Below are 12,513 nucleotides of genomic sequence, written 5' to 3'. Positions count from 1 at the left end.
GGGGTGTGGGGTGTGGGGTGTGGGGTGTGGGGTTTGGGGTGCATCTCATTAAAGCTGTTGGACCCGGTGGTGCGTTACGGGCCGGGCTGTTCCAAGGCTGACTACGAGGCGGAAAATGAGAGGGAGCCCGTCCCTAACACACCCTACGCAACTGTTCCCGATTCCCGATTCCCGATTCCCGATTCCCTACTCCCGACTCCCGACTCCCTACTCCCTACTCCCTACTCCCACATAATCAACGTCCCAAATCATGGAGAGCATTAATCGCAGCAGCACACTGTTGGGTCACAGCTTGCAATTCGTCTCTGTTACTAGAGCTAGGAGGATCAATCAGCTTACCAATGCGCACGGTTAAGGGCACAGACCGTGGCATCAAGGAACCTTTTTTTACAATTGCTTGACTTCCCCACAAGGTAACCGGTAGCAGTGGGGCTTGGGCTTGGGCAGCAATCCAGGCCGCACCAAGCTTGGGGTTATGAATACGAGCATCGGCTCTCCGGGTGCCATCCAAATACAGACCAACCGCCCAGCCATTGTCGAGGCAATCGAGAGCAGAACGCAGGGCACTCCGGTCTGCTGAGCCTCGCTTAACCGGGTAAGCACCATACAATTCAATCGCCTGTTTCAGGACTGGGACACGAAACAATTCTTGCTTGGCCATGAAGGCTACTGGACGTCCCACACAATTGGATAAAATCGGTGGGTCAAAGTCACTAGCATGGTTACTCACCACCACCAGGGGTCCCGAGGTTGGTACATGTTTAGCACCATAAATACGACCCCGGAAATAGGTATGGATTAAGGGGCTAACCACTGACCACTTCAAGGCGTGATACAGCAGCAGACTGGGAAATGGTTCGCGGCTTCTAGTCACAGAGAATCGATTGGTGGATTTGGATGGTTTGGTTTCTAGTTTACTGCTTTGGGGGAAGGGAACAGGTAACAGGGAACAGGGAATAGGGAAAAAATCCTGTGTACCTTACTCCCGACTCCCGACTCCCGATTCCCGATTCCCGACTCCCGACTCCCGACTCCCGATTCCCGATTCCCTAAATTTCATCCCAACCACTGACCCCAGAAGACATCACATAACTGGTTACGCTAGCTTCAAAGAAATTGGCTTTAGTATGAGCATCTTTTTTAGTATCAGAAAAACGCTCTAAGTGGCTGTAGGGACTCTTTTGATAGTTTTCGCCCTTGTAAAGGGGTTCTAATCCAATAGAACGTAACCTGATATTGGCGAGATACTTGGTGTAGTGTTCAGTACTCTGTTCGGTAATCCCTAAAATATCGTTACCAACAATATGATTAGTCCAGCGACATTCATGGTCCACGGCTGTGGCAAACATTTCATAAATTTGGTCCCTGGAATAGGGAAATACGTCCATGGCCATAGGGATTAACTTTTGATAAAGCCGGACATGACTCAGTTCATCTCGATTAATCATTTTAAAAATGTCAGCTGAGCCTGGCATCAGCATCCTAGAGGCGAGATTGTAGAAGTAAATAAACCCATTATAGAAGTACATTCCTTCTAATAAAAAGTCAGCCAATAAGGAAACAAAATAGTTTTCTGGGGTGGGATTATCAACATACCGTTGATAGAAACTGGCCACAAATTCGCATCTATCCCTCAGCACTGTATCAGTGCGCCAGAATTCATAGACTCTACTTCTATGTTCAGTAGGGATAACGGTTTCTATGATATATTGATAACTTTGATTGTGCATCCCTTCCTGAGAAATTTGTTCCGCCATACACAGACTAACTTCTGGGGCAGTAATGCTACTTTTGATGTGAGGAATGTTGCAGGTTTGAACGGAATCTAAAAAGGTTAAATAGGAGAGAATTCCATCATAAGCATAACGTTCTGCTGGCGTTAAATTGGAGTAGTCTGTTACATCTTGAGTTAGGTCTAGTTTCTGGGGAATCCAGAAATTCTCCCGCATCTGTTGATACAACCCAATTGCCCAAGCATAACGGACATCATTGAGTTGCATCAAGTTAGTGGTATTACCAAACCAAATTGAACGGTGTTCAGTTTTATCATCCCCATCTGGATTAAAGATAGGGTTAATTGGCATTGTAGTTAGCATTTTTATAGGTAGTAGGGAGTAGGGAGTAGGGAGTAGGGAATCGGGAATCGGGAATCGGGAATCGGGAATCGGGAACAGGGAGTGTGGGGAGCAAGAGCTATCAGCTATCAGCTATCAGCATTCAGCCTAAGCGCTACGCGCACGCTACGCGAACAGCTGATGCGCGCGCAGGCTGGAAGCCTGTTCCACAAAGCTGACCACTGACCACTGACCGATGCTTCACACTTATCAACCTCAAAGTCCCCCTTTTCAAGGGGGATTTAGGGGGATCTCTTTGTACCTCATGGGAAAGAGAATTGCTATAATCTCAGTGAAGTCACAGGCTGGAAGCCTGTTCTACAAAGCTGACCACTGACCGATGCTTCACAGGCTGGAAGCCTGTTCTACAAAGCTGACCGCTGACCACTGACCGCTGAATGCTGACCGCTGAGCGATGCTTCACAGGCTGGAAGCCTGTTCCACAGAATCACTAATTAGCGCAAGCGATACAAGTGTTGTCTAATTCTTTGAAGTTGTCACGCTGGACGGTTCGGATATAATAGACGGCTTTACATCCTAATTCCCAGGCCATGACTAGGGTTTCATAGATGTCTTTGGCTTTAAGGGTGCGTTCAGGTTCGTCTGGGAAATAGACTCCTTGGTTTAAGTTAAATAACAATTCCATGGAAATCCCAGTATCAATCCATTGCTGGATCGTGGCGACTGCTTTAACAACTTTTTTCTGATCAAAGTTTTTGTTTTCGTGGTAGAACCAAAAATTGTCTTTAATAAAGGGTGGGGCAATGGGTACAGTGCCTTTTGCCCATTTGTCATAGAAGAATTTGCTGTGAACTGGTAAGACACTAGCGGTACATCCTTGTACTAGGGATGAGGATGTATTGGGTGCGATCGCAGTAATATGAGAATTGCGAATCCCAAATTTTTGAATATCCTGAGATAGGGCTATCCAACGCTCTTGATGCTGGGAATTTTCTACAAACCATTCCACTGGTTTAGCGCCAATTAGCTTACCTTTACTCCACTCACTACCATCGAAAGCAGCATAAGCACCACGTTCCATGGCCAGTTCCATAGATGCATGGGTGCAGTAGTAGCCAATATCCTCAAATAAGTTACTAATTTCCTTGAGGTTGTTATAGGTTAGCCACCGTTTAGCTAACCAATCCGCTAATCCCATACAACCTACTCCGATGGTGCGGTATTTGTGATTGTGGGTATGGGCTGCTGTAAAAGGAGGAGTGGTTAAATCAATGGTGTTATCTAGAATCCGCACTGCTAGACGACATATATTGGGCAATTCAGTTTCTTCAATATTGGCGAGATTGATTGAGTCCAAATTGCAACAGTGAGCAGCATTGCCAATTTCGACATTAGAGAAACTTTCGGTACAAAGATTTACCGCTGGGATGTAGCCCTCGTGTTGATTAGGATTAGCGCGGTTAATGGTATCCTTGAACGCCAAGTAAGGCATTCCGGTCTCTACTTGCGATCGCATAATCGTCTTGAAGAGTTCCCGAGCATTCACGGTCTTGTAGAGAGTTAGGGTTTCGCCGATAGCTGCTTCAATAGTTTGATAGGCGCTTTCAAACTCTTCTGCCCAAAGTTCGGATAGCTCAATCCCTAGCTTGATCCGTACTTCATAGGGATCGATTAATGTCCAGTCTTCTTTATTAACCACCCGACGCATAAACTCATCGGGAATCACCAGTTGGGGAAAGATATCATAAGCCTTGCGCCGGGGATCGCCATTTTCCGCTTGCATCTCCAGAAACTCTGGCACATCGAGATGCCACACATCGACACTAACGGTGACTGCCCCTGCCCGACGCCCTCCTTGATTAACTGCGATCGCAGTATCGTTTAGCAGTTTAATCCAAGGAATCACCCCGCCCGAAGCATTGGCTTTGCCCATCACCCAGCTACCCGTTGAGCGAATCCGGCTGACATTGACCCCAACACCACCACCGTTTTTGGAGATTCTGGCGGTATCAGTAATTCCTTCAAAGATGCTTTCCAGGTTGTCATCAATGCTAGTGATAAAACAAGAAGACAGAGACCCCTTAGGAATTCTGAGATTAGCCAGGATCGGGGTAGCTAGAGATATTTTCCGTTGTGCGATCGCTTCATAAAATCGCCTTGCCCAACCTAGTCTATCTTCCGGGGCTTCCACGGACCCTAGCAGCAGAGCACAAGTTAAAAATGCCTCTTGGGGCAACTCATCCACCAGGAGATACCGACGAGTTAGCAGTACAGCCCCTGCATAATCATAATCCGTGTCCCAATCCCGATTAATCCAAGAACCTGCTTCGTTTAGCTCCTCAGTGGTATAGGTTAAGATACTGGGGTCATATTGACCAGACTCTACTTTAGAGCGAACAGTTCTATAGTAGTCACCGTACTCATAACCACGGTTTACCAGGGTATCTTTCCAGAGACTCCAGATCTGCAGTCGTCCTGCTACATAGCGCCAGTCAGGCTGATCAGGACTACACATTTCCAGGGCACAGTTGATCAAGTTATCCTGAATCTCTCTGGTAGTAACACCATCACGCAAGCGGGTAGTGAGTCCGGCTTCTAGAGTGATCGGATTGACATCCTTGCCAGCACAAGCCCACTCAACAACAGCACGAATTTTGGAAATATCAAGGGAAGTCAGAGAACCATCCCGTCTGATCACCTTAATATTCCCTTGATTTTGAGTTATGGATGTTGCCGATAGGGTTTGTTGCATTTTCACTGGTTAGGCAGAATATTAGATTTAACACACCATGACTTGCTAACCCCAAGGTACAACACTACCACTAGGGTTAACTATGGAATTCACAAGCTCTACTATACTAAATCTGGATTGATTTGGCTTATAGTTTTTGCCGAGAGGGTTTGTGGCCTTTTCACTCGTTGCTCAGAATCTTAGATATATTACACCATGGCTGGGTAACTCCAAGGTACAACACTACCACTAGGGTTAACTATTTAATTCCCAAGCTCTACTATACTAAATCTAGAGTAAGTATGGCTGTTAAATTTATCAACTTTTTTAAGTAACTGACCAAGTAACTTCTCACACCTCCCACACCTGCCGCGTCCCCCTGAGGTTTACCTGTTATCCTCATCCCTGACCTTGTCTAATTGTTTTGTTAAAGTTATAATAGTGGAATTTGCCATCAGCTTTAGCCCTTGACCGTTCCCATGATGATCACTGCCCAAGACATTACTGCTATTGATGATAAGCTCTCCAAACGCTTTATTGAACTCGATCCAGAGGGCTACTTTATTATTTACATAGACCGAGATGCAAGTCTGATCTGTGCAGAACACTACAGTAACAAAATTAATGACAAAGGGTTAGCAGTTGATCCAGAAACCGGAGAACCATTTCCCTGCGATGTTAAATTAAACCGTACTCCCACCGCTATTTTCAAAGGTAGGACAGCCAAGGAACTAGGCATGAAAATTACCGAAGAAACTAAACCCTGTCCTTTAAGTCGCTTCGATCACGCCCTTTACCTAGGACGAGAATTTGTCAGAGCCGAGATAGCGATGGTCAATGGCGAAGAGTACATTCAAGATTAGTGAATAGGTTCGTAAGCTATCAGCGTGTCGCGTATCAGCTAATGCGCTACTTGAGGTGCTATCAGCGTGTCGCGTATCAGCGTGTCGCGTATCAGCTTATGGGGTACAGATGGTGCTACTTGAAGTGCTTTTGAATAAAATAAGCATCTCAAGTAGCGTGGCCTACGGCTGACCGCTGACCGCTGACCGCTGAATGCTTACCTTTTGAATAACACAGGTAAGCCTTCGTTTAATCTGAGTTAAGTCTGCTGACGGCTGACGGCTGACCACTGACCGCTTACCACTGATAACTGATAGCTGATAGCTTACGACCTAAGTCAGGTTTGTCGGTAATTATACCATGTACCCGATTATCATTTAGAAGCTCTCCAATCATTTTTTGATCATTTACAGTCCAAACAAAAACCGGTTTGCCCTGTTTAGCAGCAATTTTCAATAAACCAAATTTTAACGTTTCCCACTGTAGTGCTAGTATATCGGGGGTAAGTCTGATCAGTTTCTGAAACACCAAAATTCCGAAAAACCTGAGTAATATAATCAGAAAATTATTCTTTTTTTTGCTTAATAGCAATCCCGTTTTAACCTTAGGATAATTTAAGTTTATCCATCTTAACGATGAAACATTAAATGATAAAATAACAAAGTCATCTATCTTGATATATTCCATTACTAAGGCCAGAACTTTTTCTTCATAGCCTTCTTCTTTTAGTTCAACCGCTAGTTTAATCCTGTTACGACTCAGTCTTAAAACTTCTTCGGTGCGCTTTCCAATGGGCGAGTAAATCGCCCTTGGGTCGCACCGCAACCGTAGGCACTCTAAACCCTTGCTGACCAGCAATACGATTGATTTGAGCAAAGCTTAACTGACTGATAGCTTGATTAGCTATCATTGGATCATGATGGGAAATCAATACCCCATCTTTTGTGATTCTTACATCAAATTCGATAAAGTCAGCCCCAATTTCAATAGCTTTTTCATAGGCTTCAATAGTATTCTCTTTGGCACAATTAGAAGCTCCACGATGAGCGATTATCTTATTGGTCAGCATATGAAGGAAAGGGAACAGGGAATAGCGATGCAGTCGGCCAAAGGGGGTTTCCCCCACTCGCGCTTTGCATCAAGACGGGAACAGGGAGCAGGGGAAGATAGGGAGGTGTGGGAAGTGTGGTGAGATGGGGAGTGAAGGGACACAGAGGGAGATATGGTAGTGTGGTGAGATTCCGAAGTTCCCTCTTTTGTCTTCCCGATTCCCGACTCCCGACTCCCGACTCCCGACTCCCGACTCCCGACTCCCGACTCCCGACTCCCTAAAATCCTAAATATAGCTCACCTATTTGAGAAGCGCTATCTCATCGAGGTGCTGGCAAGTCATGAACATTGCGGATGGTCACGGAGCGAGCTAACTTATAGGCGGCATAGGAATCCACCAAACCGGCTCCAGTTGCTCCATCGTGTCCCTCTCCTGCCGGTTGACCATGGGCGCTCTTGCCGAGCTTAACATCTCGCGCTGATGCCCGCAGAATCTGCTTAATCAGAGATGGAGACAGCCCAGGTTGCGCCTGTTTAAGCAAGGCACAAACACCGGCTACTTGGGGAGAAGCCGCACTAGTACCGCTGATCACCGCCCAGCCATCATCAGTAGCCGTTTCGTCCTGATTCGGATACTCACCACCGCCCAAGCCTTGGTCAATTTCGTCCCCTGGTTCAACGGGCAACATGATATAAGCAGCCCGGGGTCGCATTCCCACCAGTCCACACAGATCAGGTACATGGCGTCCTGGATAAATCTGGCTATCAAAGCTACTGGCGTAGTCGGAAGCTTCTAAGCGAAAGTCATTGCCCTCAACAGTATCGTGGGCATAGACTCCACCCACAGAAATCACTTCTGGCATTTGACCTGGAAATCCATAGTGTCCGTTACCAGCAGAGAAACAAACGGTAATACCACGCTCTTTGACTGCTTCAATAACTGCTGCCTCTAGGGGCTTGAGGAAATTCGGTAGAGGGCCTTCTGGAATAGTGAAGCCCCAGCTGTTGGTCATCACTGCTGGATGTAAATCCGATGCCATCTTAAAGGCCAGGGTGGGGTTACTCCCCATTTTGACACCAATAAAGTCAATATCCGGTGCATTGGAAAAAATATTTGCTGCTTCAGCGGTGCCATGACCATTCTCATCCCGCTCCACGTTTTGAGCATCTGGTGCCAGGGTTGCCTGGTAGTTGTAGCCATGCCAGTCGTAAAAGGGATGCTTGTAGAATCCAGTGTCTACCATTGCTACTAAAACCCCCTTACCGGTTACCCCGACTTTGTGGACAGGGGTCGAGCGACATACCATAGCTACATCAGAGGGAACATTGAGGTGATGATAACGAACCCGTGGAGGCAGTGGCGACTCAAATAAAATGGGTGGACGTTGGGGATAAGCGCGCTCTATCAACCCAAATAGCTCTTCGGGAATGCTAAAGGGAGCACCAGCAACATGGCGCAAGAAGGTCACTTCTCCCAGTTCAGGATGAGCCTCGCTAATCAGTTGGCTGTCCCGTTCAACTCGGGTGCTAAAGACCCGTTCCCACAGTTCCCGTGGTCCATCAGCACTAATGGAAAAAGTTCCGATTTGCTGCACTCGAAAGCCAAGGGATTGTAAAACATTTGCAGCTTGAATGCCCCGTCCAGGGGGTGGAGCGAATTGTTGAAGATTCTCCGGTTGGAGGTAGGTGTCACTTGCGAACATAGATTGGCCACTTTCTGATGCGATAATGGCTTCAAAGGAAACTCGCTGTTCTCCAGTCTGTAGTTGTTGTATCATAATTAGCTTTTTAGTTAAATCCTAGTTAGACAGGGGTTTATGACTATCCCTGTCGTTGTTAATCAACAAAGCAAGATGCTTTACGTCTTTGGTTTACTTCTTTAGTTTGGTATCTGTGATCACATATTGACCTCACCCTCGTGGGTACTTTTGTTTTTTTCGGTTTTAGTTTATAATAATTCACGAAATTTTTCACTCACTATTCAACAGTAAAGGCAGCATCGGGTCGTGCCTCTAGCCTGGAGAATGTTCGGATTATCGTTAACTGGATTGGCCGTTGGCCACGCTACGGGATGAAGCGTTCGCGTAGCGTGGCCAACGGCCTCAGCTTCCGCTAAGAGCGATCAGAAAAATTCTGGGGGCTCTACAAACATCACCCCAGTTACCAAGGTTTGTAGTTGCTCAGGAATTTGTATATGGTCAACCGCAGCTTTGGGATAGGTAACGTCACTGCCATCTATCTCCTGGATCAGAGTTTTCTGCTGTGGTTGGAAGGAAACATTGAACGTTGATTCCCACAGGGATTGCGGAGCTTGTACACTTATAGTCGGTCCAATGTGCAGGATCCGAAACCCAAGCTGTTGTAGAGCTAAAGCAGCTTGTCTAGAGTGGTTCGGGGATGACTCAATTTCTGCTGAGATCGTGTTTTCCGGCATAGAACGCCTCCGATGGAAAGTCTGGCATCGGTGATTTTTGGGTAGGGGCGACCGATTGGGGCAAGTAATTAATTACTGAAACCCTAGGTTTTATGTGCTTTTGCTTCGCCCTCCCATAGGACAACCTAGAGTTTCCCTTAATTAAGGGCAATTTGTCAAGCTATAGCGCTGCCCCCAGGCAATAGGGAATAGGGAATAGGGAACAGGGAATGAAAAACCTTGTAACATCAAGGTTTTAGCAATTCGTATTGAGGCAAAGCGCGAGTGGGCACTTGAGCTGACTTGCTTAGAAGTGGCCCCTTGATAGTCCTGAAGAGGACGGAAAAAATGCACGGGCTATTTTCTGTAGATTAGCTCCGGGTCATGAAATCAAGTTGGGTGCGAGTTTAAGGGTGACGGTATTTTTTTTTTGCTATGAATTTATACAAAAAAATACAAAATTTATACCTTTTATAGGTTAGCGCTAACGCGATCGCAACCATCAGATTGGCATACTATAAATATCAGTTAATTTACTGAAAGTAATTTTACTGACAGCTCAAGCTATGATCAAGTTAGTCAAACATTTAGTCAAAATTAATTACAGACTACAGTCAATTCATTAATTTATTAAAATAACTAGGGCGTCTATAACATGAACATAACTAAATTTGTAACCAGTGGATTAGTTTTAGGGTCTATAGTTTTGGGAGCAGTAGGACAAGCCCAGGCAGCTGATCTCGTCAAGAAGTCCTGGATAGCCACTGAAGCTCATAGCAACCCAGACACCTATTGGTCAGGACACTCTTTCTGGTTACCTGAGTTGGAATCAGGGAGATTTCTATTTGACCCTAAAGGTACCTTTAATGAATACGATGATGGGAGTGCTAATTTGTTGGGCACCATCGTTTCTGAGTTAGATGATACTAAAAAATGGGAGGTTGATATTTGGTTCGATCGCACAACAGAACCTACGGTAAAACCCAAAAAGGAACTACCGAAGTTTAATTATGTAGAAAATGGTGGTTCCATCGATACTAGTGATTGGTACTACTATAACATGGATGAAGATCGCGCTACCTTAACTGGCGTAGATTTCTACGATGGTAAAGAACTGAATCTTTACCAAATGCCTAGAGATGGTAAACACGCCTTCCAGGTTGGGTTTGGAGCTAATGGTAAAAACACTAACTTTGGTATGTCTGGCTGGTTAGGTGCTACGGGTTCTTATACTTTTGATAAGGCTGATATTAATGTTGATCTAACTCTTGATCCTAACCATCCTTCTAATTCTACACCTGTTCCTGAACCCATGACCATGGGCTTGTTCAGCCTAGGCTTACTGGGATTAAGTGTGACATCATTAAAGCGCAAGTCTAAGGAATTGCTATGACCTAGTAATTTTAAAGCTTACCTGATTTTTTCGTCGGCATAACTGATTCAACCACTTCTGTGTAGGAACTAGACTATTATCTCATAGTCTGTTCCTTTTTTATGTTTTGTGGTAAGCTATCAGCTATCAGCTATCAGCTATCAGCTATCAGCTATCAGCTATCAGCTATCAGCTATCAGCTATCAGCTATCAGCTATCAGTTATCAGCTATCAGCTATCAGCTATCAGCTATCAGTTATCAGCTATCAGCTATCAGCTATCAGCTATCAGTTATCAGCTATCAGCTATCAGCTATCAGCTATCAGCTATCAGCTATCAGCTATCAGTTGTCAGTTCTGACTTCGCCACTGACAAGTTTCCAGTTTCTAGTTTCTAGTTTCTAGTTTCTAGTTTTAATTGACTCTCAACCAAGAATGATAAGTAATCAACTGGATAGGACTCAAACTAGTAAGCTCAAACTATGTAAGCATTCAGCTATCAGCCGTCAGCCGTCAGCTTTTTTATTCAAAAGCACCATTAGTAACGTACGCTATGGGCATAAACTGTTCCCATAGCGTGGCCACAGACCTTTAGCACCGATTGCGCTACTTGAGGTGCTGCGCGAACAGTAGCGCATTAGCTGATAGCTGATAGCTGACGGCTGAATGCTTACCAAACTATTAATTTCAAAAGATTAAATAGTACATTAACTCAGATGTCAGCTGAGGATTAAGCTCAAGGCGTCGTTGAAGGTCAGCTAAATTACGGTATGGGCCACCATCAAAGCGATTTTGCAGGATCGCTCTAGCTAAAAACAAGTCCACTGCTGGAATTTTCGTCAACTGTTCTAGAGATGCGGTGTTAGGGTTGACTAGCTCAGGGGTAACTAAACTCTCAGGATCGTAGTAACAAAACCTCAAAATTGGTTGCAACGGTGTCAGACGTTGTACGGACCAACCTAGGGCAGCTGCCAAATCTTCTAAGCAGCAAAATTGCACACCACTGCTGGTCAGTTCAAAAAGCGTCCGCGCCTGATGGATAGATATCCCTGGCAATCTCAGCCAATCATCCACACCAGCTTGATTGACATCAATGGTGAGCCCCAATTTAGCAGCTACAGCAATTTCTTCTGTAGATTGTAGCCGATAGTAGGGGTCACGCTTTAGCCTCTGCTGAATTGATTGCTGATTCGGGGTTTGTCGAGTCTTGGGTGATAGCCAATCAAAAATTGCCATGAAACTCAAGCAATTAGGTCAAGTAATTGACGACGTTTTTGTTCAAATTCATACTCAGACACTAGTCCCTCCTGACGTAGGCTGTCTAGCTGTCTTAGGGCATCGGCAATTTCCCCTACCTTGGCTGGGTCAATACCAGCTTCGGAATTCTCTGAGGAAGATACTGTAGACTCAATACCGAGGTTAAAATTGAGGTCAAACTGATCTTGACTTTGTAGTAAATACCACACCCCCTCTATAGCACTGGCAATTCGAGGAATAGGTGTCCAACACAGGAGTAAGTACATTACTCCCCAAAAGGGTTGTCCGAGATAAAATTTGTGTAATCCACAAACGGGGATCACTACCCCACTCAATGCCAGTAGGGAAGCGACTTTGCGGCTTTTTGGCTTGCTCAACATACTTGCTTTGACCCGCGTTGAATAGCTTGGTGGAGATCCAAAAACTGTCAATCCTATGTTCCTATAATAATTACTTATCTCGGACTGGGAAGTTAGAGGTTACAGATTATAGGTTATAGGTTGAAGGTTGAAGGTTGAAGGTTGGCAGGTTGAAGGTTGGCAGGTTGAAGGTTGGCAGGTTGAAAGTTGAAAGTTGGCAGGTTGAAAGTTGAAAGTTGGCAGGTTGAAAGTTGGCAGGTTGAAGGTTGAACGCGATGGACGAAGTCCCGCTTTCAGCGATCGCGTGGCCTTTTGGCCAAGGTTCACAGGTTACAGGTTATAGGTTACAGCTTGCCAGTTGCCGGTTACAGGTTACAGCTTGCCAGTTATACATCTGGCTTTGAGTTGTTAAGG

Annotated in this window: 15 protein-coding genes; 5 read left to right on the top strand and 10 right to left on the bottom strand. The window is 45.4% G+C overall.

The features are described 5' to 3' along the window. Positions 1 to 235: 235 nt before the first annotated feature. Entirely contained in the window at positions 236 to 874 is a 639-nt protein-coding gene (locus BJP37_RS25325) for a lysophospholipid acyltransferase family protein (RefSeq protein ID WP_075902961.1), read from the bottom strand. A gap of 13 nt (positions 875 to 887) precedes the next feature. On the opposite strand from BJP37_RS25325, the gene BJP37_RS40035 reads away from it, so the two are divergent. Continuing rightward, on the top strand, positions 888 to 1,163 hold the full coding sequence (locus tag BJP37_RS40035) for a hypothetical protein (RefSeq protein ID WP_438941543.1): 276 nt from the start codon (positions 888 to 890) through the stop codon (positions 1,161 to 1,163). Here the strand turns inward: BJP37_RS40035 and BJP37_RS25320 are convergent. Then, positions 1,050 to 2,084, bottom strand: a complete 1,035-nt coding sequence (locus BJP37_RS25320) for a ribonucleotide-diphosphate reductase subunit beta (protein WP_075902959.1) — start codon at positions 2,082 to 2,084, stop codon at positions 1,050 to 1,052. The two genes, BJP37_RS40035 and BJP37_RS25320, sit on opposite strands and share 114 nt — an antisense overlap. Positions 2,085 to 2,565: 481 nt before the next feature. Next, entirely contained in the window at positions 2,566 to 4,827 is a 2,262-nt protein-coding gene (locus BJP37_RS25315; RefSeq protein WP_075902957.1) for a ribonucleoside-diphosphate reductase subunit alpha, read from the bottom strand. Between the two features lie 458 nt (positions 4,828 to 5,285). Here BJP37_RS25315 and BJP37_RS25310 point away from each other — a divergent pair, with 458 nt between their 5' ends. Then, positions 5,286 to 5,669, top strand: coding sequence for a DUF4346 domain-containing protein (locus BJP37_RS25310; protein WP_075902955.1), 384 nt, complete (start codon positions 5,286 to 5,288; stop codon positions 5,667 to 5,669). Positions 5,670 to 5,946: 277 nt separating this feature from the next. Here the strand turns inward: BJP37_RS25310 and BJP37_RS25305 are convergent, their stop codons facing one another. Together BJP37_RS25305 and BJP37_RS25300 are read right to left on the bottom strand one after the other, a co-directional pair. After that, positions 5,947 to 6,474 (bottom strand): glycerophosphodiester phosphodiesterase, encoded by a 528-nt coding sequence (locus tag BJP37_RS25305; protein ID WP_269087063.1) that lies wholly within the window; start codon positions 6,472 to 6,474, stop codon positions 5,947 to 5,949. After that, positions 6,401 to 6,775, bottom strand: a complete 375-nt coding sequence (locus BJP37_RS25300; RefSeq protein ID WP_075902951.1) for a glycerophosphodiester phosphodiesterase — start codon at positions 6,773 to 6,775, stop codon at positions 6,401 to 6,403. The genes BJP37_RS25305 and BJP37_RS25300 overlap by 74 nt, the downstream gene beginning before the upstream one ends. Positions 6,776 to 6,834: 59 nt before the next feature. Here BJP37_RS25300 and BJP37_RS40030 point away from each other — a divergent pair, with 59 nt between their 5' ends. Then, entirely contained in the window at positions 6,835 to 6,981 is a 147-nt protein-coding gene (locus BJP37_RS40030; protein WP_158069763.1) for a hypothetical protein, read from the top strand. A gap of 38 nt (positions 6,982 to 7,019) precedes the next feature. On the opposite strand, the gene BJP37_RS25290 is transcribed toward BJP37_RS40030, so the two are convergent. After that, positions 7,020 to 8,477, bottom strand: coding sequence for a S8 family serine peptidase (locus BJP37_RS25290; RefSeq protein ID WP_075902949.1), 1,458 nt, complete (start codon positions 8,475 to 8,477; stop codon positions 7,020 to 7,022). Between the two features lie 344 nt (positions 8,478 to 8,821). Next, on the bottom strand, positions 8,822 to 9,133 hold the full coding sequence (locus BJP37_RS25285; protein ID WP_070394596.1) for a hypothetical protein: 312 nt from the start codon (positions 9,131 to 9,133) through the stop codon (positions 8,822 to 8,824). 634 nt (positions 9,134 to 9,767) lie between these two features. On the opposite strand from BJP37_RS25285, the gene BJP37_RS25280 reads away from it, so the two are divergent. Next, positions 9,768 to 10,505 carry an SP85-like N-terminal domain-containing protein gene (locus BJP37_RS25280; RefSeq protein WP_075902947.1) on the top strand — a complete coding sequence of 246 codons (738 nt, stop codon included), beginning with the start codon at positions 9,768 to 9,770 and terminating at the stop codon, positions 10,503 to 10,505. Between the two features lie 101 nt (positions 10,506 to 10,606). Next, positions 10,607 to 10,888: a hypothetical protein gene (locus BJP37_RS25275; protein ID WP_075902945.1), complete on the top strand. Its 282-nt coding sequence runs from the start codon at positions 10,607 to 10,609 to the stop codon at positions 10,886 to 10,888. 282 nt (positions 10,889 to 11,170) lie between these two features. On the opposite strand, the gene BJP37_RS25270 is transcribed toward BJP37_RS25275, so the two are convergent. The 3 genes from BJP37_RS25270 to BJP37_RS37370 form a co-directional block, all read right to left on the bottom strand. Next, the gene (locus BJP37_RS25270) at positions 11,171 to 11,719 is read right to left on the bottom strand and encodes a ComEA family DNA-binding protein (RefSeq protein WP_075902943.1); all 549 of its coding nucleotides are present in this window, start codon (positions 11,717 to 11,719) and stop codon (positions 11,171 to 11,173) included. 5 nt (positions 11,720 to 11,724) lie between these two features. Further along, positions 11,725 to 12,120, bottom strand: coding sequence for an NINE protein (locus tag BJP37_RS25265; protein WP_075902941.1), 396 nt, complete (start codon positions 12,118 to 12,120; stop codon positions 11,725 to 11,727). Positions 12,121 to 12,219: 99 nt separating this feature from the next. Further along, on the bottom strand, positions 12,220 to 12,426 hold the full coding sequence (locus tag BJP37_RS37370; protein ID WP_229415442.1) for a restriction endonuclease: 207 nt from the start codon (positions 12,424 to 12,426) through the stop codon (positions 12,220 to 12,222). Between the last annotated feature and the right edge of the window lie 87 nt (positions 12,427 to 12,513).

Source organism: Moorena bouillonii PNG, assembly GCF_001942495.1.
In the GTDB taxonomy this organism is placed as follows: domain Bacteria; phylum Cyanobacteriota; class Cyanobacteriia; order Cyanobacteriales; family Coleofasciculaceae; genus Moorena; species Moorena bouillonii.
The sequence above is the reverse complement of the archived record's forward strand: the minus strand, read 5'-3'. Positions and strand labels throughout refer to the sequence as shown.